At 42.6% G+C, this 24,375-nt stretch carries 14 protein-coding genes; 13 read left to right on the forward strand and 1 reads right to left on the reverse strand.

What is annotated here, in order from left to right:
- Positions 1-3: 3 nt before the first annotated feature.
- The 13 genes from AAFN85_RS06630 (at position 4) to AAFN85_RS06690 (ending at position 23,156) form a co-directional block, all read left to right on the forward strand.
- Complete coding sequence (locus AAFN85_RS06630) at positions 4-3,027, forward strand: DUF2723 domain-containing protein (RefSeq protein ID WP_347526269.1); 3,024 nt, start codon at positions 4-6, stop codon at positions 3,025-3,027.
- A gap of 178 nt (positions 3,028-3,205) precedes the next feature.
- Positions 3,206-3,562: an endonuclease domain-containing protein gene (locus tag AAFN85_RS06635; RefSeq protein ID WP_347526271.1), complete on the forward strand. Its 357-nt coding sequence runs from the start codon at positions 3,206-3,208 to the stop codon at positions 3,560-3,562.
- Between the two features lie 156 nt (positions 3,563-3,718).
- Positions 3,719-6,289, forward strand: a complete 2,571-nt coding sequence (locus tag AAFN85_RS06640) for a DUF3857 domain-containing protein (RefSeq protein WP_347526272.1) — start codon at positions 3,719-3,721, stop codon at positions 6,287-6,289.
- A gap of 264 nt (positions 6,290-6,553) precedes the next feature.
- Complete coding sequence (locus AAFN85_RS06645) at positions 6,554-7,801, forward strand: Pycsar system effector family protein (protein WP_347526274.1); 1,248 nt, start codon at positions 6,554-6,556, stop codon at positions 7,799-7,801.
- A 112-nt stretch (positions 7,802-7,913) separates the two neighbouring features.
- Positions 7,914-9,959, forward strand: coding sequence for a polyphosphate kinase 1 (ppk1, locus tag AAFN85_RS06650; RefSeq protein WP_347526276.1), 2,046 nt, complete (start codon positions 7,914-7,916; stop codon positions 9,957-9,959).
- Entirely contained in the window at positions 9,946-10,842 is an 897-nt protein-coding gene (locus AAFN85_RS06655) for an SdiA-regulated family protein (protein ID WP_347526277.1), read from the forward strand. Before ppk1 ends, AAFN85_RS06655 begins: the two co-directional genes overlap by 14 nt.
- Positions 10,843-10,895: 53 nt before the next feature.
- A complete protein-coding gene (locus AAFN85_RS06660) occupies positions 10,896-14,501 on the forward strand; it encodes a BamA/TamA family outer membrane protein (RefSeq protein WP_347526278.1) in 3,606 nt (1,201 codons plus the stop codon).
- A gap of 16 nt (positions 14,502-14,517) precedes the next feature.
- Positions 14,518-16,875, forward strand: coding sequence for a GAF domain-containing protein (locus AAFN85_RS06665; RefSeq protein ID WP_347526280.1), 2,358 nt, complete (start codon positions 14,518-14,520; stop codon positions 16,873-16,875).
- A gap of 135 nt (positions 16,876-17,010) precedes the next feature.
- Positions 17,011-19,599 carry a hypothetical protein gene (locus tag AAFN85_RS06670; protein ID WP_347526281.1) on the forward strand — a complete coding sequence of 863 codons (2,589 nt, stop codon included), beginning with the start codon at positions 17,011-17,013 and terminating at the stop codon, positions 19,597-19,599.
- The gene (locus AAFN85_RS06675; RefSeq protein WP_347526282.1) at positions 19,600-20,067 is read left to right on the forward strand and encodes a hypothetical protein; all 468 of its coding nucleotides are present in this window, start codon (positions 19,600-19,602) and stop codon (positions 20,065-20,067) included.
- Positions 20,068-20,195: 128 nt separating this feature from the next.
- Entirely contained in the window at positions 20,196-20,846 is a 651-nt protein-coding gene (gene rpe / locus AAFN85_RS06680; protein ID WP_347526283.1) for a ribulose-phosphate 3-epimerase, read from the forward strand.
- Between the two features lie 202 nt (positions 20,847-21,048).
- Positions 21,049-22,116 carry a 3-phosphoserine/phosphohydroxythreonine transaminase gene (serC, locus tag AAFN85_RS06685; protein ID WP_347526284.1) on the forward strand — a complete coding sequence of 356 codons (1,068 nt, stop codon included), beginning with the start codon at positions 21,049-21,051 and terminating at the stop codon, positions 22,114-22,116.
- An 86-nt stretch (positions 22,117-22,202) separates the two neighbouring features.
- Positions 22,203-23,156 (forward strand): D-2-hydroxyacid dehydrogenase, encoded by a 954-nt coding sequence (locus tag AAFN85_RS06690; protein WP_347526285.1) that lies wholly within the window; start codon positions 22,203-22,205, stop codon positions 23,154-23,156.
- 275 nt (positions 23,157-23,431) lie between these two features.
- Here AAFN85_RS06690 and AAFN85_RS06695 read toward each other — a convergent pair whose 3' ends face one another.
- Positions 23,432-24,181 carry a hypothetical protein gene (locus tag AAFN85_RS06695; protein WP_347526286.1) on the reverse strand — a complete coding sequence of 250 codons (750 nt, stop codon included), beginning with the start codon at positions 24,179-24,181 and terminating at the stop codon, positions 23,432-23,434.
- Positions 24,182-24,375: the final 194 nt, after the last annotated feature.

The raw sequence follows: 24,375 nt of genomic DNA on the forward strand, positions 1-24,375 counted from the left end.
TAAATGCAGTACAAAAAAATCAATAACCTGTTAGGTTGGCTATGCTTTATTATAGCATCAATTACCTATATCTTAACACTGGAGCCTTCTGTAAGTTTTTGGGATTGCGGTGAGTTTATTTCATGTGCCTACCGTTTGCAGGTAGCCCACCAACCTGGTTACCCTGTTTTTGCCATGATTGGCAAAGTTTTGTCGCTGCTATCATTTGGTGATAATACTAAAGTGCCTTTCTTCACCAATATGGGTTCGGCACTGGCCAGCGGCGCAACCATTATGTTTTTATTTTGGACCATAACCGCCTTCGCCAAAAAACTGATGACCGAGAAACGCGACGAGGTTATTGACGATTACAAGTTATATGCAATAATGGGTGCCGGATTGGTTGGCGCACTGGCGTTTACTTATACCGATACCTTCTGGTTTTCAGCTGTAGAAACTATCGTTTTCGCCCTTTCATCGCTTTGTACTGCTATCGTGTTCTGGGCTATCCTAAAATGGGACGAGCATGCCGATGAACCGGGTGCCGATAAATGGATAGTTTTTATTGCTTATGTTATTGGTTTATCAATTGGTATCCACTTGCTAAACCTGTTAACCATCCCTGCTATTGGCATGGTATATTATTTCCGTCGCAGCAAAAATGTGAATGTTGGCGGTGGCCTCATTGCATTTTTAATTGGCATTGTGATACTTGGCCTGGTGCAATACGGAATAAGGGGCTACACTGTAAAGTTTGCCGCTTACTTTGATCTTTATTTTGTTAACTCGTTAGGGATGGGCTTTGGCACAGGCGCGTTATTTTTCCTGTTGATCATTATAGCCGCTCTTGTATTTGGTATTATTTATAGCATCCGCGCAAAGAAACCGGTACTTAACCTGGTTTTGCTTTGCGTAGCGTTTATCTATTTTGGTTACGGATCATTTGCTTACATCCCTATCCGTGCCACTGCCAACCCCGATCTGAATAACTCACATCCTGATAACGCCTTTACCTTGTACGGTTACCTTAACCGTATCCAATATGGCGAGGTGCCATTATTAAGCGGTCCGTTTTATGATGCTCAGGTTACTGATCAAAAAGAGGGAAGCATCATTTACCGCAAGGGAAAAACACAATACGAAAATGCTGGTCGTAAAACTGATTATGTTTACAGCCATACTACCAGCCTGCCGCGTATGTACAGCACCGATCCTAACGATGTGCAGTTTTACAAACAATGGCTCCGCATACCCGAAGGGCAGGCCCCAACCATGGGCGACAACCTGAAATGGATGTTTAGCTGGCAGATGTACCAAATGTACTGGCGTTACTTTTTCTGGAACTTTGTAGGCCGCTACAACGATGCCGACGGGCAACAAAGTACCGAAGATATTGATGGTAACTGGACAAGCGGCATTTTTGATGGGGGTAAGCACCTGCCTAAATCGGTAACCGCTGCAACTACATATACACCTTTATATGGCCTGCCTTTGCTTGTAGGTTTGATTGGTTTATTTTACCACATAAATAAACGTGGCAATGATGCCTTGATCGTGGCATTGCTATTCTTCTTTACTGGTTTGGCCATTGTTTTATATGTGAACCAAGCCTCCGTGCAACCGCGGGAGCGAGATTACTCCTATGTCGGTTCGTTTTATGCATTTGCTATATGGATAGGGTTGGGTGTTATTGCTATTGCCGATATTGCCCGCAAATATCTTAACCCTAAAACGGCGGCTATCGGTGCCACTGCTATTGGCGTATTGGCTTGCCCTGTATTGCTGGCTGCCAAAGAATGGGGCGATCATGATCGCTCAACCAAAATGACCCCGCATGATATGGCTTATAACTACCTGATATCGTGCCCGCCAAATGCCATTTTGTTTACTTATGGCGATAATGATACATACTCGCTATGGTACGATCAGGAAGTTGAAGGCATCCGTCCGGATGTGCGCATTGTTAACCTGAGCTTATTTACCGGCGATTGGTATATCCGTCAGATGCAGAAACCAATGAACGCCTCGGCTCCGCTGCCTATTACTATGCCTTTTGATAAATATAAAGAGGGAGTAAGGGATGTGATCTATTTTAACGATCAGAAACTGCCGGAAGCACAGGACATTAAAGAGGTTTTTGACTTTATTACTTCGGATGATAAAGCAACCAAAGTTGAATATCAAAGCGGTGATTTTGGTAACTATCTGCCAACAAAAAACCTTAAAATTGATATCAATGCCGACGAGGTTGTTGCAAACGGTGTAATTACGCCTGAGCAGAAAAGCAAACTGGCAAAAACTATGGAATGGAAATTTACATCAAACTATGTAACTAAAGAGAACCTGGCCATGTTTGATATTTTAGCCCACAACCATTGGAAACGCCCTATTTGCTTTACTACCACCATTGGTAACGAAAACCTGATAGGTTTACAGCCATACTTGTACAAAGAAGGTTTTACTTATCACCTGATCCCGTTTGAAAAGGATACCACCAACCATGATCAGTTGAGCAAAACCAATACAGAGGTGATGTATAAAAACGTGATGACCAAGTTTAAGTTTGGTAACTTTAAAACCGCCAAATATCTTGATCATGAGTCAACCTCAATGTTTTACCCGGTAATGGTAACTACATTCCTTGATCTGGCTCAAAACCTGGTGAAGGAAGGTAAAAATGATCAGGCACTTAAAGTAGTTCAGAAATATGATGCCGAACTGCCTGACCTGTATCCGTATGTTGATGTTGCAGGCCGTAAACTTTACCTGGCCCAATTAGCTTACCAATTGCACGATGTGGTTTTGGGTAATAAACTGGCAACCAATATTGATAACTACCTGAAAGATCAGTTGGATTACAATGCATATTTGTTAACGCAGGATATTAACAGTATCCACGGTCGTGATGTACAGATCGGTATGCAGGTATTGAATGGTTTAGCCCAGTTTGCTAAGGATAATCACCAAACAGCCCTGGCTAATCAATTTGACGCGCAGCTTAAGGATTATGAAACTAAGTTCCGCGCTGTGTTGGGTAGCGAACAATAGTCTTTTTTATCTTTTGATAGGCAAAGCCATTCCGGTTTCGGGGTGGCTTTGTTTGTTTCAGAGTTTACTCACCCCGGCTTTGCTTCGCTCGCCACCCCTCTCTACGCTTCGCGTAAAGAGGGGGCTACTTGGTTGATGTTGGGTTAAAGCTTATCTTTAAGCACCTAAATCTTTTATAGTGATAAACATAACCGACTTTTGCAGAGAATTAAGACGGCAGCAAACGGGCGCGGAAAAACTTCTGTGGGAACAGCTACGAAACAGAAAACTGGAAGGAAGAAAATTTCTTAGGCAGCATCCACTTCAGGTTCAATCATCTTTCGGAAAAAGCTTTTACTATATCCCGGATTTTTATTGCTACGAATCGAAATTGGTTATCGAAGCTGATGGCCCTATACATTTGGTTAAAAAGGATTACGACAAAAATCGGGATTTTGTTTTGAATGCGTTAGGGTTAAAGATACTACGTTTTGAAAATGAAGAAATCTCAAATGATATTGTCTCGGTAATTAATAAAATCAAAATGAATCTCTAAAAAGCCCCCTCTTTACGCGAAGCGTAGAGAGGGGTGGCGAGCGCAGCGATGTCGGGGTGAGTAACTTCGCCGCTATGCAAATACACTGTTCATGTATTGTTAAATATTAAAATAAATGCCCTCAATTCATTCTGATTGCCTATTTTCATAGCCGGTATGCAAAAGCTTTTTAATATCCGTTTCGTGTTTTCGCTATGTTTAGTGGTGTTGGTTTGGTGCAGAGGGACTGCTTTTGCCGATACCCCTTCAGTACATATTTCTGCTAAACCAACCTGGATCAGCACACTTAAACCTTACAATCAAAAACCATCTTCACGCACCATCGAACGTGGTTTTTATTATGGATTGATAGAGCAACAAATTCAGGTTGAAAAGCAAGCCGATTATAACCATATCATCCGCGAAATAGTTTCAGAAACGGGCATCCAAAATGCGTCGCAAATTTCGGTAAGCTTTGATCCTGCTTACGAAAGGTTGGATTTTCATGATATTATTGTTTGGCGTGATGGCAAACCGCAAAATCGTTTAAAAGCGTCAGGGTTTAAAGTTTTGGCTGATGAGCAGGATTTATCTAATTTCATTTACCAGGGAAGCTTTTCGGCACTGTGTATTCTGGATGATATCCGTAAAGGGGACAGGATAGAATACTCGTACACGGTAACCGGTCGTAACCCGATATTAAACGGCAAATATTGCGATAACCTGTATTTTCAGTGGGGCACACCCATTTCGCACCACTACACGGCGGTTATCGCTTCGTTGCAACGTAAACTGAATTTTAAAACTTTTAATAACGTACCTAAGCCTGTTATAACGCAAAATGGCGGTTTAACAACTTACGCTTATGAGGGTTTTCAGATTCCGCCTGCGCATGATGATGATACACAACCTTCATGGTACAACGAGCGCGGTTTTATCCAGGTGAGCGAGTTTAATAATTGGGCCGATGTGGTGAACTGGGCTTTAAGCATTAATCCGCCATCGTTAAATATAAAAGGCACTTTAGGCGATAGGATAGTGGAGCTAAAAAAGGAAGCAGGCAACGATAAAGCAAAATACTTTAGGCTGGCAACGCTTACTGTACAGCAGGAAGTGCGTTATATGGGCATTGAAATAGGCGAGTACTCGCACAGGGCCAATAACCCCGAAAAAGTATTTAAGCAGCGCTATGGCGATTGTAAGGATAAATCGTTGTTGCTGGTATCAATGCTGAAAGCTAATGATATTGATGCGCAAATGGTTTTGGTAAATGCAGATATGAATGAGCATGTTGAGCAATACATACCAACGGCCTACGCCTTTAACCATGCTGTTGTCACGGCTAACGTAAATGGTAAGCAGGTTTGGGTTGATGCCACAATGGATAACCAGGGCGGGGAGGGGACAGATATTTATTTCCCCCGTTATGGTAAAGGTTTGGTGCTCAAAGCGGGTAATAACGCTTTAACAATCATCTCGCCATCAAAAGGCGGCAGCGTCAAGTGCGAAGATATTTATACCGTAAAAGATGCTACCTCTCCTGTATTATTTACGGTAAAAACTACTTATACCGGCGATGAAGCCGATTACATGCGTGGTAAGCTGGAATCGTCAGGAATGACGGAAACCGAGAAAAGTTACCTCGACTACTATTCGAAGATCTACAATAAAATCGAGGCTAAAGATTCAATAGTTGTAAAAGATGATCTTAAAAAGAATACCCTCATAACAATTGAAACTTATAAGGTGGGCGATTTCCTGAAAAAGGATTCAACGTCTGATAAATACAACGCCGATCTGTTTGCCAATTTTATTTATAACCAGTTTCCGTCAATTACCAGTCGCGTTAAAACGCCGGTGAGCGTTACTTATCCTTACGATGCGGATTACACTATTAAGGTGGTATTGCCTGGTGGTTGGGATATTAGCGAAAATCACGATAGCATTAACCGTGATTATTACCGCTACGAGTCAAATTTTTCATCAGCGGGAGATACGCTCAGGCTCAATTATAAACTCTCGTTTTTAAAGGATAATGTGCCGGTAAATAAGCTGGATGAGTACAGGGCCGATATCAAAAAACTAAATAATACCAGTTTGGGCTATAGTTTTTCGTACACACCAGATGAGGCTGCCCGGCCATCAACTATAAATAGTGCGCTGGTTGGTGTTGCGGTGTTAGCGGTATTCGGGCTTATTTTTCTGGCTGTTTGGCTTTATCAGCGCGAAACACCGGGTATAGTTTTCGCTTATGGATCAACCTTTGTACCGATTGGGGGATGGCTTATCCTGGTAGCTCTGGGCTTGGTTGGTACTGTAATCGTTACCGCATCCAGTTTGATCTCGGCAGATTATTTCAGCCTTCATAAATGGAGTTTATATCATAGCACCAGCCATGATCTTAACTTTAAATTGCTGCTGGTTGTGGAAATGTTGGGTAATCTGATTTTGATGGTATATGCATTGTTTTGCCTGGTGTTGTTGCTGAATAAACGGGATATATTGCCCTCTTTTATTACCGGATATTTCATTTTTGGATTGGTGTTTTTTGTTGCCGATTATATCCTGGCGGCAACTATCGGAGCTAAGCTTGCTGAGGCTGCCTTGAACCCTTTGGTGCGTTCGGTGATTATTGCTGCTATTTGGATTCCGTATTTCCGTAAATCATCGCGTGTACACGAAACTTTTATTGTACCGCACCCGCCATATAACTACAGTTACGAAGGCCCTGAAAGTTCAGAAAACTAAATTTTCGGGTTCTCAATATCGTTTTACAGGTTGTTGGTTTTTCGGCACTTTACGATATGTCGTGGGTATTAATTCTGGAAGGATGCTCAATTGGTTGATAATCAATTAAACCGGATAGTGGTATGCCCTTTGCTTTTGTCGAACAGGCAAAAATCTCATACGTTCCATAAACATTAAACCATATTTTATGTTTCTGCCTGTTCATGGCTGTAATTAGGGATTTTTAAAATAAATTTGATTTACATTTAACGATAAAAAACTACAATGAAATTTCAACCGCTGTTAGAACAGGTTAAGCAGTACGTTATATCTTATTTTGATGTTCACCACGATGCCGATCTGGTTTATCACAACCTGAGGCACACCAAAGATGTAGTTGCGGCGGCTACTCAAATAGCCAATCATTACCAGTTAAGCGATGAAGATTTCTTCGCAGTGATTTCAGCGGCCTGGTTTCACGATACCGGTTATTTTACTGATAAAGCCGATCACGAAGCCAAAAGCGTAGGTATAGCCGATCATTTTTTAAAACAGCATAAAGTTGAACAACCGGTTATCGACAAAGTAAACGGCTGTATCCAGGCTACCCGGATGCCTCAAAATCCGACCGATCTGTTACAGCAAATATTATGTGATGCCGATCTGTTTCACCTCGGCACCGATGACTTTAAAGATAAAAACAAGCTTCTCCGCAAAGAAATGGAGGCCTGCAAAAAGAAGGAGATCGATAAAGATCAATGGCGCAGCTACAATATTGAATTTTTGCAGGGCCACGAATATTATACCGATTACTGCCGTTTGCTGCTTAACGATCAGAAACAGAAAAACCTGCAAAAGCTGATAGAGAAACAAGCTGAAGTTGAGGTTAAAGAAACCCCGGCCGAGATCACCACTCCCGTAAATACAGATGGCGGTACCATCATCACCCACGAAAAAGAAAAAGAGCATGACGACCATGATAAAGATCACGGCAAAAAACATAAAAACGACCGCCCCGACCGTGGTATCGAAACCATGTTCCGGATCAGCTCCAGCAACCACCAGCGCCTGAGCGATATGGCCGATAATAAAGCCCATATTATGATCACGGTGAACTCCATTATCCTGTCGGCTATTATCAGTTTGGTGTTGCGTAAATTGGATGAGCATTCAAACCTGCTGATCCCAACGTTTATGCTGCTTTCGGTAAGTTTGGCTACCATGATCTTTTCTATTCTTTCTACGCGTCCGTCAATTCCGCCGGGATTGTTTACGCCCGAGGATATCGACAGTAAAAAAGTCAACCTGCTGTTTTTCGGTAACTTCTACCGTATGTCGTACGATGCATACAGCGATGGTATGGAAAAAATGATGGAAGACAGGGATTTTCTGTACGGAAGCCTTATTCGCGATAACTATTCGCAAGGTGTGGTACTTGGTAAAAAGTACAGGTTGCTAAGGGCTTCTTATAACATTTTCATGTTTGGGCTGATCGTTTCGGTTGTGGCATTCATCATTTCATCATTATTGTAGTACTTGAAGTCGAAAGTCTTGAGTTAAAAGTCAAAAGTCGGGTATCGTATTCTGAACTTTATTCTTTGGACTTAGAACTAAAGACTTTCGACTAACAACTAAACAACATACTATGCAATACTCATTTTTCGACAGGGACCTGAGCTGGCTGTTATTCAATGAACGCATTTTGATGGAGGCCGAAAGTGAGGATTTACCTGTATTGGAAAGGGTAAGTTTTCTGTCGATATTTTCATCCAACCTGGATGAGTTTTACCGCGTGCGCATGCCCGTGGTGATGGCCCTGCATAAACTAAACCTGCTTAACAAAACCGACCAAAGCGAAGATGTGCTTTACAAAGCGCAGCAGCTGGTTGAGCAAATGCAAAACAGGTTTGGTCAGGTTTTTACCCAAAGGCTAATTCCGCTGCTAAAGGAGAATAACATCCATCTGCTTTTTCATGAGCCAATTCCGGCAAGCATTCAGGATAGGGTGAGCGATTACTTTTACAGCCAGGTGCTGGCCTTTTTACAGCCTTTTGATTTAGCGGGCGGTAAAAAGCAATTCTTCCCCGAAAATAACCGGCTTTACTTTTTAGTGAACCTGGGTTTAAAAGATGGCAAGGAGAAATCGGTAATACTCAATATCCCATCTAATCAGTTACCCCGCTTTTTTAGTGTTAATGAAGATGGTAAGCAATACATTCTGTTTTTGGACGACATCGTCAGGTATAACCTCGATAAGATCTTCAAAATCGAAGAGATAAAAGGTTGCTATAGTTTCAAGATTACCCGCGATGCCGAACTTGACCTTGATGATGATTACGATGGTGATGTTCAGGAGCAGATAGAAAAGCAACTTTTAAAACGGGACATGGGTTTAGCAACCCGCTTTCTGCATCAGCCTGGCATCCCCTTAAGGATGCTTCATTTAATAGAGGAAAAACTCGGCGTTCAAGGTTCAAGCATTGTTGAGGGCGGGTTTTACCATAACATGAAAGATTTGATGGGACTGCCCGCAGGTGGCCCCGGACTTAAATTTACCAAATGGCCCGCGTTGGTTAACCGACAGATCAGCGCCGATGAATCGATATTTGATTATATAGCTAACGGCGATTGTATTTTTCATGCGCCGTATCAATCATACAACGCAATCCTTCGCTTTTTTAACGAAGCTGCTATTGCTGAAGATGTAGAGGAAATTTCGGTTACGCTTTACCGCGTAGCCAGCGACTCGCGCATTGTGAATGCGTTGATCAGTGCTGCCGAACGGGGCAAAAAGGTACGTGTTTTGGTTGAGCTAAAAGCGCGCTTTGATGAAGCTAATAACATTAAATGGGCCAAAAGGCTTAAAGCCGCCGGTGCCAGTATCATATACAGTGATAAAGCCATAAAAGTACATGCTAAAGTTGGCTTGGTTAAACGCGTAGTTGATGGCCGGATAAAATATGCAGGGTTATTAGCAACCGGCAACTTTAATGAAAGCACCGCCGCGTTTTATACCGATCATATCATGATGACAGCCAATCCGCAGTTGCTGCGCGATATGGATCTGTTATTTATCTACCTCGCCAAAAAAGCGAAATCATCTGATGGATATGAGATTGATTTTCAGCATTTGTTGGTGGCTCAATTTAACCTGCAGTCTAAGTTTATCGAATTGATTGATCGGGAGATCGATCAGGCCCGTAAAGGCAATCCGGCAGCTATCACCATAAAAATGAATAACCTCGAAGAGCGGGTTTTGATAGGCAAGCTCTACGAAGCATCGCAGGCCGGTGTGCAGATCAAGATGATAGTGCGGAGTATTTGCTGCTTGATCCCCGGCGTAAAGGGGATGAGTGAAAACATCACCGTTCGCCGTATTGTTGACCGCTACCTGGAGCATGGCCGCATCTTCATATTCCATAACAGCGGTAAGCCTGAAGTTTTCATGGGATCGGCAGATTGGATGAACCGTAATATTTATCGTAGGATAGAGGTTTGTTTCCCGGTGTATGATGAGGGAATAAGAAACGAGATGATAGAGATGATCGAGCTGCAATTGCAGGATAATGTACAGGCTGTAACTTTGAATGAACAATTGCAAAATATAAGGGTTGATAGAACGGAACCGTTGGTACAATCGCAACGGGCTATTTATGAACTGTTACAGCAAAAAACATATGAAAAGGTTTAAAACACAGGATGCATTGCGCAAAGCGGCTATTTATATTACCGGCACATTGGCGCTTGTGGGTATTGTTTTAACCATTTCATGCAAAAATAAAGAGAAGGCTATCCCGGTTAGTCCGCCGGGCTATGATCTTAACAAACCGGTAAAATATAAAATGCCTTATGACTTGGTTGAGACCTCTGGCTTCGCCTTCCGCAATGGCAAAAGCGATTCGGTATATGCCGAGCAGGATGAAGAAGGTTTTTTATTCAACCTGAAGTTAGGTGATAAAAAAGCCGGATATACAACCTTCGCCAAAAGCGGCGATTATGAAGATGTGGCCATTTGCCGCAACTGGGTAATTATGCTTAAAAGCGACGGTACGTTATTTACTTTCCCCTTTAACCAGGTAAGGACGAAAGAAGCAGCAGGGGTACAAAAACAAAAAGGCCTGTTGCCCGAAGGGGAATTTGAAGCCATGGCTGCCGATGAAAAGACAGGCCTGGTTTATGTGCTCTGTAAGCACTGCGCCGACGAAAAATCATCCAAAAGCAGCAGCGGCTATATTTTGCAACTACAGGCCGATGGCAGCTTGAAACAAAGCGGCAACTTTATGATAGATGTGAAGGAGATTGAGCGTTTGGCCGATAAAAAACGTGTACCATTCCGCCCTTCGGCAATGGCTAAAAATACGGCTACAAACGAGTGGTATATTGTATCATCAGTAAATAAAATGCTGGTAGTGGCCGATGCTGGTTGGAAAGTTAAAGCCGTTTATCCGCTTAGCGTTACCATTTTTATCCAGCCCGAAGGCATGGCATTTGATAACCAGCGCAACCTGTATATCTCTAACGAGGGAGATCAGCTAAGCGCCGGTAATATATTGAAATTCAGCTTTACAAAGTAGTACTTGTAAAGCTTTAATTGAACCTTAAACACGTACATCTTAATCTGATCCCTATGATCAAAAAATTACCCTTGCTGTTACTTTTATTGGCGGGCATGCTTAAGGCCGAGGCCCAGGATTCGGTGAAGTACCGCGTGATCCTTATTGGCGATGCCGGCGAAATGGATACCCAGCAAAGCATGGTGTTAAAACATGCCGCGGCCAATATCATCAAAAACAAAACTTCGGTATTTTACCTTGGCGATAATATTTACCCGCGCGGTATGGGCCTTCCCGGCAGCCCGGAAGAGGCCGAAACCAAAAAGATCCTCCAATCGCAATATCAGCCTATGAGGGCTAACGGTGCGCCGGTATATTTTATCCCCGGAAATCATGATTGGGACAAAATGGGACCGCTTGGTTTAGCCAAAATAAAACGCCAGTGGGAGTTTTTGGAGGAGCAAAACGATAAGCTGCTGAAAATGGTGCCGGAAAACGGTTGCCCTGATCCGGTAGAGATCAACTTGTCGGATAAATTAACCGTTATCGCTTTCGACAGCGAATGGTGGTTATACCCCTTCAGCAAAAGCAATCCGGGGGCTGAATGCGATTGCAAAAACAAGGATGATATTGCCGATAAGATCAAACTGATCTTCGAACGTAATAAAAACAAGGTGATCATCCTGGCCTCGCATCACCCTTTTCAAAGCTATGGTACGCATGGCGGCTATTTCTCGTTGAAAGATCATATTTTCCCGCTAACGGTAGCTAATAAAGATCTTTGGATCCCGTTGCCCGTTATCGGCTCGCTATATCCTTTTTTGAGGTGTACTTTCTCTAACCCGGAAGATCTCGGTCATCCGCTTTATAAAGACATGATCAAAAAGGTGGATGCAATGTTTGCCGATTTTCCGAACCTAATACATGTTGCTGGCCATGAGCACGGTTTGCAGTTTATTAAAAGTAAACAAACACAGGTAGTAAGCGGGGCAGGGGCTAAACAAACCTATGCCATTAAAGGAAAATATTCCCTATTTGCTGATGCTACGCAAGGCTACGTAACTGCCGATCTGTTAATTGATAACAGCATGCGCTTTACGTACTATATTGATAGTGATAAAGGCGTTAAGCAGGCGTTTACTTATACGCAACCTTATACCTCGGTTAAATATATGCCTGATACCTTGCATACGCCAATTAAAGCTGATAGCATTGTGGTTAGGGTGCATCCTAAATATGATAGCGTAAGCAATTTTCACCGTCGTTGGTTTGGCGAAAATTACCGTAAGGAGTGGGCTGCCGAAACTAAGTTGCCGGTGATCAGGCTGTCGCAGGTTCATGGTGGTTTGAAAGCCGAAAGCATTGGCGGTGGTTTTCAAACACACTCGTTAAGGTTGGTTGATAAAGACGGCAAGGAGTGGGTATTGCGTAGCGTGGAAAAACAACCTGAAAAGATCCTGCCCGATGAATTCCAGGAAACTTTTGCTAAAGATTGGGTTAACGATGCCATGAGTGCCCAACATCCTTTTTCGGCATTGATCGTTCCGCCGCTGGCTACGGCCGCGCGGGTGCCGCATGCTAACCCTATGATCGGTGTAGTATCGCCCGATCCTGTGTTAGGCCAATACGCCAATATTTTTGCCAATAAGGTTTGTTTGCTGGAAGAGCGTGAACCGGGAGGCAAATCAGACAATACCGTAAAAATGATCGGTAAAATGCTGGATGATAACGATAACTCGATAGATGGTGAAGAATTTCTGCGCGCCCGCCTGCTCGACTTATTAATAGGCGACTGGGATCGCCACGGCGACCAGTGGCGCTGGCGAGATGAGGAAAAAGGCAAGGGTAAGCTATATACCGCCGTTCCCCGCGACCGCGACCAGGTATTTTATACCAACCAGGGCGTATTACCAACTATAGCCGCCCAACCATGGCTTGCACCGAACCTTCAAGGCTTTAGCGGCGAGATCTACAACGTAAAATACTCGCTTTGGAAAACCATGTTCATGCAGCGCTGGCCATCGGTACAATACAGCCACGAACAATGGACAAAAATTGTAAATGACTTCGTATCTGCCGAAACCGACGAGGTGCTGGAAGCCGGTTTACGCCGCCTGCCCGAATCATCCTACAAAATAAGGCATGATGTATTGCTGAAGCAACTGAAAGAACGCCGCGCCAACATCCCGGCCGCTATGGAGTATTACTATAAGTTCATCAATAAAATTGTTGATATCCATGCTTCTAACAAGAACGAACTGGTAACCGTGAAGGACGAGCCAAACGGTAGCCTAAATGTGATCATCAACAAGATCAATAAAGAGGGGGAAGTGAAAGACACCCTCATGAACCAGAATTTCCATCCCGATATCACCAAAGAGCTAAGGATTTACATTGGTGGTGGTAGCGATAAGGTGGTGCTTGATAATGCTACATCGCCTATCAAATTACGGTTTATTGATAGTACCGGTACCAAAAACTACAATATCGTAAAATCGGTAAATACAGTACAACTGTATGATCATGGCAAAAAGTTAACCATCACCGGTGATGAATCGAGAGTGAACCAACACATCAGCAAGGATAGCGCTAATACCTCATACTTAAGGGTTAATCTGATGAATGTGATAGCGCCGCTGGCCAATTTTTCTTATAACCCGGATGAAGGTGTATTGATAGGTGCCGGTTTCAGGTACACCCACCAGGAGGGTTTCCAGAAGCTGCCTTATAATGATCAGCAAACGGTGTTCGCCAGTCATTCGTTCAGCACTAAGGCATTCAGATTTAATTACAACGGTGAGTGGATCCACGCGTTTGGCAAGGCCGATTATTTGATGAGCGCCGAATTGAACTTCCCGGATAATATCAACTTTTTTGGTCGCGGTAACGAAACACAGTTTATAAAAGAGGGCGATTTCAGAAAGTATCACCGCACCCGTTTCAATATTATCAACTTTAACCCGGCCTTCAGGTGGCGCAATGAATCGGGCACTTCGTTAACAGTTGGTCCATCGCTTCAATACTATAAATTAGACGTTGATGACAATGTGGGCCGCTTTATTACATACCCGTTACTCACCAACGCGCCAGATAGTTATACCTTTGATAAAACAAAACTACACGCCGGCTTGGTTGTTGATTTTGTGAACGATAAGCGTAACAACAAGATCCTGCCGGCATGGGGAAGTTACGTTAATATTAAGCTGCAAGGCTATAAGGGGTTGAATGATGCCTCAACCAGTTTTGCGCAACTGATACCCCAGGTGGCCTTGTACAAAAGCCTGAACGCTAAAAGCACCATTGTATTGGCCGATAGGGTGGGCGGTGGTATCACCATCGGTAAAACATCATTCTATCAATCGCTGTTTTTAGGGGGGCAGGATAATTTGATGGGTTACAGGTTGTACCGTTTTGCCGGTCAGCATAGTTTTTACAACAACCTGGAGCTGCGTATTAAGCTAACCGATTTTGCCAGTTATATAGTGCCGGGCCAGATTGGTTTTGTGGGCTTTTATGATATTGGCCGCGTTTGGGAAAACGGACAAAGCTCAGATAAATGGCACAACGGTACGGGAGCTGGCTTATATGTAGCGCCGGCGAAACTGGCCGTAATTAAAGTTGTAGCCGGTTACTCGGAAGAAGGATGGTATCCATACCTTTCGGCGGGTTTCAGGTTTTAAAACAGAGAGATAAACAATGCACACCGAAGTATTAAATATAAGCAAGGATGAATGTTCGATATGCCAGGTTGAATCCTGCCTGACATTCACTCCCTTCGTGGAGCATTTACGCGAAAGGGTATCAACCGAAAAAACGCTCAAAAGCGAGTTTTACCGCTACGTTTTAGGACGTTTTGAACACGATATATGTATCGACCTGGATATGCGCCCCGCCGATGCCGAAAAGCACCGCGAAATGCTTGAGCTGATCTACTCAATACTTACGCCACCTATATCAAACGAAAAAGAGTTTCACTGGGCGTTGAGCACACCGGTGCCCGATAAGGTATTTTTCAGTACCGAGGCTTTTCATGATTTTCATTCCAGCCATCATTCCAACCTGTACGCGCTTAATGTGCCCCGTACCGAGGTTTTTGCCGACAGGCAAAAAAGGTTTATTTACAACCTGATATTGGAGCGGATGTATGGGTTTTCGTCGGCCATACGTAACGAGCTGTTGTTTTCATACGTTGATCCTGAAACCGGGCTTTCGCATTATTTTAATATCCATACCGATGCCCGTTTTGTTGAAATTGAGCTTAAAGGCGATTTGCCTGAACTGAATTTTGACGCCATCGAGCCGTATTTACACAGTAATACCAGTCTCGATTTAATTGAGCAGGTTTTGCCTTTAAACCTGTTTAAGTTTAAAGGTTTCACTATCATAACACTTACGGATATTACCCTTCAGCACGCGATGGAAAATATCCGTACCGAGCTGGTGAACCATACTGCTAACGAAAAAGAGCAATATGCAAACGTGATCCATTCGCTTAAAACATTGAGCGAAGATTCGGGAATTGAGTTTGCGCTGATGCCTTTTTTAAGCATCAACAACGAGCCGATATTTGATAACGAGGAATGTTCAAGAAGCGTGCTGTTAAAAGCGGCCAAAGAGTTTCACCTGGCCGAAGAAACTTTCGATGCCGTGGTTGATGATTACAGCAGTAACCCGCGGCCAATATTTTTCAATTCCCTAACCGACGAAAAAATTGCCAAGTTCCCGTTTTTGAAGGTGCTGAAACAGGCGGGCGTAAAATCGTACGGTATTTTCCCGGTTTACTACAACCAGAAAAATGTGGGCATTATGGAGGTGTTTTCATATAATGAAATTGTGTTTTATGAAAAATTGCTTTCCAAGTTACAGGCAACCATCCCCATGATAGCCCAGTTGCTTCAAAACAGTATCGACAGGTTTGAATCGCGTATTAACAACGTTATCAAAAATAAATTCACCTCGCTGCAGCCATCAGTGCAATGGAAGTTTAACGAGGTAGCCTGGAAGTATATCAAACAAAAAGATCAAAAGAAAAAAAGCCCTGAGATAGAAACGGTATCGTTTAGCCATGTTTACCCATTGTTTGGTGCTATCGATATTCGTAATTCAACCGTAGAGCGTAACAGCGCTTTGCAGGAAGACCTAAAAAGCCTGCTTACCGTATTGGTTGATACTTTAAGGGCTTTAAGCAAAGATATCCGCCTAAGCCTTACCGGCAAGCTGATCTCTAAATGCGAAGAGTGGTTGGAACGCATTAGCGGTTATATCACCACTAATGATGAGTTGATGTTGGATACATTTCTGCACAATGAAGTAGACCCTTTCCTTGAACATTTCAGGAAAAATTATCCAGCCGAAGAGGAAACTATCGATTTGTATTTCGACGCGATGAACGAGGAAAAAGGTGCAGCCTATGAGCATAGGCGCAACCTGGAAACCTCGATGCAGCTCATCAATACCTCCATCAATCAATATTTAGAAGCAGCCCAAACCGAAGTGCAGGAATCATTCCCCTGCTATTTCGAAAAGTTCCGTACCGATGGGGTGGAGTATGATATTTACATAGGCCAATCCATAGCGCCGCAACGCGCATTTGACGTGCTGTATCTTAAAAATATCAGGTTATGGCAAATCAGGTCTATGGCCGAAATTGCCAGGATGACCAACGTTTTATCCGAACAGCTATCTCGCCCACTACAAACCACGCACCTGGTATTCATCCATTCAAACCCGATAGATATCAGTTTCAGGAACGATGAGCGCCGCTTTGATGTGGAAGGTGCATACAACATCCGCTACGAGGTGATCAAAAAACGTATCGATAAAGTGCTGATAGCCGGAACTTTCGAGCGCCTTACCCAACCAGGCAAAATTGCTATGGTATATTTTAATCCCGGCGAAGCAGCCGAGTATGATGAATATATCAAGTATCTGCAACTGGAAGGCTATTTGTTGGATGATCTGGAATATTTGGAGTTAGAAGAATTACAGGGTGTGAGCGGATTGAAAGCTTTGCGGGTTGGGGTTAATTATGCGAGCGGATTGTTGGAAAATTAGTCTGAATCATAATTTACAGAATCTGATTATCATGTAAAAATTCTGAGAATCCTATAATTCTGTAAATTCTGATTCAGACAACCAAAACTATTTTGTAATATAGGGTTATACTACTATCGCTTAACTGAAAAACCTATGGGGCACGGTAAATACCTGTTTAATTCCTTATTACTTCTTTTTACCGTGGGCTTTTTATTTAAAGCCGATAATAGTTATGCCCAAACCGCCCCCGATAGCATTAAACTGGCTATAGAGCCATCATATAACAACGTAAGCGGCACCCATCGTTTCTTTTTAGGTGATAATTACCGCGCGCTGTGGGCTGCACCGGTTACCCTGCCCATATTTCATATCGATAAAGAAAAAGGTGGCCTTAAGATATTGCAACGCGGCGGCGGAAAGCAAACCAAATCACTGCGTTTGCAGGATCCAACCGGGCAGCAATGGGTTATCCGTACTCTACAGAAATATCCTGAAAAAGGCCTTCCTGTTAATTTAAGGCCTACGGTGGCTAAAGATATCCTGCAAGACCAGGTATCTGCCGCTCACCCTTTCTCTGCATTAACTGTGCCGCCGCTGGCCGAAGCGCTTGGCGTTCCGCATTCTAACCCTAAAATTGTTTACGTGCAGGATGATCCTGCTTTAGGTGAATACCGCCAGGATTTTGCAAACCAGGTGTTTTTATTTGAAGAGCGTGAACCGCTTGATGCCGAAAAAACGGATAACACTGAAAAGGTACAACGCAAGTTAAAGGACGATAACGATAACCGCGTTGACCAGAAAACTGTATTGCGTGCCCGCCTGCTCGATATGCTTTTAGGCGATTGGGACCGACACGAAGACCAATGGCGCTGGGAAAAGAAAGATGGCAAACACGAAACCATTTACGAGCCTGTTCCCCGCGACCGCGACCAGGTATATTACAAAACGTCAGGCCTTTTCCCCTGGATAGTAGCCCATCAATGGCTCAAATCAAAATTTCAGGGTTACAGTGATGAGATCAGGGATATTAACGGCTGGAATTTTAATGCCCGCTATTTCGACAGGTATTTTCTAAACGGTTTAAGTGAGGATGATTGGAAAGAACAAATAGCCTTTGTGCAAAGCAAACTTACCGATGATCTGATCAAAAAGGCGGTGAGATTAATGCCTGATACTATTTACAAACTATCCGGCCCGGAAATCATTAGCAAGCTGATAGCCCGTAGAAACATCCTTCAAAAACAGGCGCTTGAATACTATAAGTTTATTTCGATATACGTTGACGTTCCGGCCAGTGATAAAACGGATAAGTTTACCATTGCCCACGAAACCAACGGAGATATCACGGTTACCGTAAACAAGATCAAAAAGGATGGTAGTATTGATAAGATAACCTACCAACGTACTTTTAAACCGGATGTTACCAAAGAGGTAAGACTATACGGCTTTGATGGCAACGACCAATTTGAGGTTACCGGTTCTACATCATCGCCAATTATTGTGCGCATGATAGGCGGGGAGGGGAAGGATACTTTTAAGGTAGATAGCTCACTTAACAATAAATCAAAAAATTACATCTATGATCGTTCGGATCAGGAAAATAATCTGCCGTCATCTTCTTTAGCGAAAATTCGCACCTCGACAGATACAGCTGTGAATAGCTACGATAAAACGGCATTCAAATTTGACAGGTTTGAACCTATAGTACTGGCTAATTATAGTAACGATATCGGTATTTTATTGATAGGCGGGTTTAGCTACGAGCGGCATGGTTTCCGTAAAGAACCGTACGCGTTTAGGGAACAGTTCCTGGTTAACTACTCGCTCGAACGCAAATCCTTATTATTTACTTATTTAGCCGATTGGAAAAAAGCCATCGGAGATAATGACCTACGGATCAACCTGCTCTCACGCGGTCCGCACAATTTGAGCAACTTTTTTGGCATAGGTAATAATACCACCTTCGAGAACAAAGGCGACAGGGAAATCTCCTACTATCGCAACCGTTATGATTACGTTACCGGCGATGTTTCCCTGCACCGCGATTTTGGTAGTTTACATGTAAGCGCAGGTGTTGCCGGGCAGTTTTACAACAGCAAGGCATCTAACAATGATGAACGCTTTTTAAATGCTTACAACGCTGCCTTCGGTAATGAAAAAGTTTTTGGTACTAAAGTTTATGGAGGCCTAACAGCTAACGCAACGGTGGATACCCGTAACAAACTAATCATCCCTACACAAGGTATTTTATGGACTACAACGGCAAGCGGCTTTAGCGGCGGCGGATCAGGTAGTCATAATACCTACGGACAAGTATTGTCAGAGTTTAGTTTTTATCTTAATCCAGACAGGGATTCTATATTGGTAATTGCTAACCGCACCGGCTTAGGCACCACAGTAGGCAATGCGGCTTACTTTCAGCAAATGAAACTGGGTGGATCACAAAATTTCAGGGGATTTCATACCAATAGGTTTACCGGTAAAACCATCGCCTATAATAACCTCGAGTTGCGCTTAAAGGTGATGGATTTTACATCGTACCTGCTGCCGGGTTCATTCGGTTTAATAGGCTTTAATGATGTTGGCAGGGTATGGGTGCCTGGCGAATCATCAGATAGGTGGCATGATGGTTACGGTGGGGGACTTTATGTGATCCCGGCTCAGCTGGTGTTGATTGAGGCGGTAATGGGTTTTTCGAAAGAGGGATCGTTACCTTATATTACTATTGGATTCAGATTTTAAATGATGTTTGATATAACAGGCAAGGACCTTGTTGCTATTTATATTTCAGGGCCTCACGACATTTATAATAATATGTTGTTTGTGCTGTTTGATTTAGGTGATTATTATTTGTTTTTTGATGGTTGGGATCTTTCGATTATAGCCGATAAATCCTTAGTAGTTCTTGATAATTATCAAATGGTAGATCATCGTATTTTGGGCAGTAATTTAAGCATAGACAAAGCTTTTATATTGGAAAGCTGGTGGTGCTACGTAGTGTTTAACAATGGGGAAGCTTTTTATGTTTATCAATCATATAACGGCGAAATATGGTGGCATGAATATGAACTTATATTAAAAAGTAACACCGAAAGATATAATGATTTTATAGAGAGTATAAGCGACGAGGAAGTAGCAGATAGAATAGATCTGCAGAGGTTGGAACGCTATTCTGGTTATAAAGACATTAACTATAACGCCCAAAACTGAGATTGCGAATCTATGCCCTTGTTTTGTAAAAAATGAATTTTAGTCGCTATTGTGTCTTTTTTACACTTCTTCCATAAAAATAATTAGCCGATCAAGCCCATAGATTTCCTGCTTTTATATATTTGCATATGAATCACCTCATAGCACCATCTATCTTAGCAGCCGATTTTGCCAACCTGCAACGCGATATCGAAATGATCAATAACAGCGAAGCCGACTGGATTCACGTTGATATTATGGACGGTATGTTTGTGCCGAATATCTCTTTCGGCTTTCCGGTAGTTAGCGCGGTTAAAAAACATGCTACCAAACCGCTGGATGTTCACCTCATGATTGTTGATCCTGATCGTTACCTCAAAGCTTTTAAAGATGCCGGTGCTGATAGTATAACCGTACATTACGAAGCCTGCCCGCATTTGCACCGCACCATTCAGGTAATTAAGCAATTAGGTTGTAAAGCAGCGGTGGCCATTAATCCTGCAACTCCTGTTTTTTTACTGGAAGATATTTTAGGCGAACTGGATATGGTTTTGATCATGTCAGTTAATCCCGGTTTTGGTGGTCAGCACTTTATCGAAAACACTTATAAAAAGATCAAAGAACTGAGAACACTAAGTGCTCAGAAAAATCCCGACCTGCTTATCGAGATCGACGGCGGGGTAGATGCCAACAACATAAAAAAACTGGTAGAGGCCGGTGCCAATGTATTGGTTGCAGGTACTTCGGTGTTTTCGTCGGCAAGCCAGCCGGCAGCCATTTCACAACTCAAACACGCGTAAAAGTTATTACAATTGTAATAATTACTACCAACCCTATAGGCTAATTTAATTTTTTGCAATCAAAAGGCCGTTTGTTGATTAATTGTATATTTTTTCAAAAAATGTAAATAAACTCTATATATTTTGTCAAATTAATTAACTTCGGCCCAACAAAATATAAACTTTCTAATAGTTTATTACGAACCTACAATTCTTTAATTATATGAAACATAATTTTGGTGCCGGACCAGGCATTTTACCACACGAAGTTTTAAAGCAAGCTTCAGAAGCAGTTATTGATTTTAATGGTACAGGACTTTCTTTGCTCGAGATCTCGCACCGATCGAAAGAGTTCGAAGCTGTTTTAGACGAAGCTGTTGCCCTGGTAAAAGAATTATTCAGCGTTCCTGAAGGTTACTCTGTATTGTTTTTGCAAGGTGGTGCAAGCACCCAGTTTGCATTAGCTCCTTACAACTTGTTGCCAGAAGGCGGAAAAGCAGCTTACGTTGAAACAGGCGTTTGGGCTAACAAAGCCTTGAAAGAGGCTAAATTTTTTGGTCAGGTACAAGTAGTGGCTTCGTCAAAAGAGGCTAACTTTACCTACATCCCTAAGGATTTCGAGATCCCTGCCGATGCTGCTTACATCCACATTACATCAAACAATACCATTTACGGTACACAGTTACAGGAGTTTTTTAAATCGCCTATCCCTGTGGTTTGTGATATGTCGTCTGATATTTTCAGCCGTGTAGTTAACGTTGCCGATTTTGGTTTGATCTACGCCGGTGCTCAGAAAAATATGGGTCCTGCAGGTGTTACCTTGGTTATCGTAAAAGATGAGCTTTTGGGTAAAACTGGCCGTAGCATTCCTGCTATGTTCAACTACCAAACTCAAATTGAAGGTGGTTCAATGTACAACACCCCTCCGGTGTTTGCTATCTACGTATCAATGCTTACCCTTAAATGGTTAAAAGCAAAAGGTGGCGTTGCTGCTATTGAGCAGGAAAATACCACTAAAGCACGTGTGCTTTACGAAGAAATTGACCGCAACCCACTGTTCAAAGCAGTAGCAGCCCTTGAAGACCGCTCGAAAATGAACGTATGTTTTGTAATGGAAAATCCTGAGCTGGAAAAACCATTCCTGAAACTGGCCGAAGAACGCGGCATTGTTGGCATTAAAGGCCACAGAAGCGTAGGCGGTTTCCGTGCTTCAATTTACAACGCGTTGCCAATAAGCAGCATCTACGTGCTGATTGACGTAATGCAGGAATTTGCTGAAAAGAATAAATAATTTATTTCATTAAAGTCATTGGGTCATTAAGTCATTTAGCATGGCAATGACTCAGTGACCTAATGACTCAATGACTATATAAAGAGATGATCAAAATATTAGCTAACGATGGTATCGATCCGATAGGCAAAAAAATGCTGGAAGATGCCGGTTTTTTTGTTGATACCAACAATATCCCCCAGGAAGAACTTCCTGAAAAATTGAACAACTATGATGCTATTACCGTACGTAGTGCAACTAAAGTACGTAAAGCATTGATCGACGCTACGCCTAACCTGAAACTGATCGGTCGTGGTGGTGTAGGTGTTGATAATATTGATGTTGATTATGCCAAAGAAAAAGGCATTGGTGTTTATAACACTCCTGCATCTTCTTCATTATCAGTAGCTGAGTTAGTATTCGCCAGTTTATTTGGTGCTGTACGCTTTTTGCCTGATAGCAACCGCAAAATGCCGGTTGAAGGTGCTACAAACTTTAATGGTTTAAAGAAAGCTTACGCTAAAGGTGTTGAGCTTCGCGGCAAAACTTTAGGTATTGTAGGCTTTGGCCGTATCGGCAGGGAAGTAGCTAAAATTGCTATCGGTGTTGGTATGGATGTTTTGGCTTATGATCTTTTTGATTTTAACCCAGAGCTTGATCTTGTTTTAGGTGGCGGTACAACTGTGAAAGTATCAGTTAAAAAAGCTACGCTTGATGAGATCATCACCACTGCTGATTTGATCACGCTGCACACTCCATTCATCGACAAAGCCCTTTTGGGTGCCGAAGAATTGGCTAAAACTAAAAAAGGTGTTGGCCTGGTAAATATCTCTCGCGGCGGCTTGATCGACGAGTTGGCTTTGGTTGACGCTTTAAACAGCGGCCAGGTTTCTTTCGCGGCGTTAGACGTGTTTGATAATGAGCCAACCCCACGTGCTGAGATCTTAACTCACCCTAAAATTTCGTTAACACCGCACATCGGTGCAGCTACTAACGAGGCGCAGGAACGTATCGGTGTTGAACTTGCAAGCCTGATCATTGAGCATTTTAAAAACGCTTAATTTATCAATAAATATAAAAGTAGAAAGGGATGTATCGCAAGATGCATCCCTTTCTACTTTTACAAAAATGCTGCCGCGGGTTTAGCGTAGCGTAACCCGTGGTGTAAAATTACTTGAGTTTTCAAACTCAAGTGGACGGGAGCTTTGCCATACGGCAAGTTTCCTTGTACTAAAATGCTGCTGATTTATGGAGCTTAAGTTGAAAACTTAAGCCATTATACGCCACAGGTTACTCTGCGCTAAACCTGCGGCAGATTGAAGGCAGATAAGGAATATTACTTGATATTTGGGTACGGTAAGCGATAAGCAATCGAAAACAACCTTCCGCTTACTTTTACGGCCTGTTTTTCACCCAACGAGCTAATAAGCTTTTTCAGTTTATCAAGTTCTTTTCTGTCGATATAAACGCTGTACAGATCAACACTTCTTTGTACAGTGTGTTTATCTTTTAAATCAGGCCATTGGGTAGGCCAGTTAATTGGCGTTTCTGGAGAGTAGCTGTAGCTGGTTAACATTACCTCGATACTATCTGGAAGCCATTCTTTAGCTTTGGCATCTTTAAAATGGATAAGCTTATCAAATACCTTTAAAAATGCCGATGGGGTTTTCTCTCTTGCCGGGCTTTTCTCGTAACGTAGGCTACCATATACATTTATTTGAGCACGGAAATCATAATTAATGATCAATTCACTCGTCGGTTGATCGGTGGCCTCCATGGCTGCTATGTATGATGGCAACGTTTGAAGGCTATCTGTTACGCCAAGTTTTTTGATTTCAGCCGGTATTTCTTTTTTGGGGATTGATGTTTTGAAAAACTTGATCTTGTTTCCGATAGCTTTTTTGTAGATGGTCTGCCCGTTTTCGTAAAGTACAAAAGTCGGCACATCAGAGCCGATAACCGTTAACCACGGATTTTTTTCGACAAGCACAACAAGGGGCGCGCCATATTCAGGCTTGAATGTTTGTGCTGAAGTACATTGTGTAAAAAAGGCAAGTAGTAATGCGAATAGAAATATTTTCATCATGATAGTTTATTTACCATGATGCATCCGTTGGTGGATTTCCATAAAAAAATAAAAAAGTCACTGCCGCGGGTTTAGCGCAGCGTAACCCGTGGTGCAAAATTATTTGAGTTTTCAACTCATGTGCCAAATATGTGGCTGATTGATGGAGCTTAAGTTGAAAACTTAAGCCATTGTACACTATAGGTTACGCTGCG

Origin of the sequence: Mucilaginibacter sp. CAU 1740, from assembly GCF_039839285.1 — a bacterium.
GTDB lineage: Bacteria > Bacteroidota > Bacteroidia > Sphingobacteriales > Sphingobacteriaceae > Mucilaginibacter.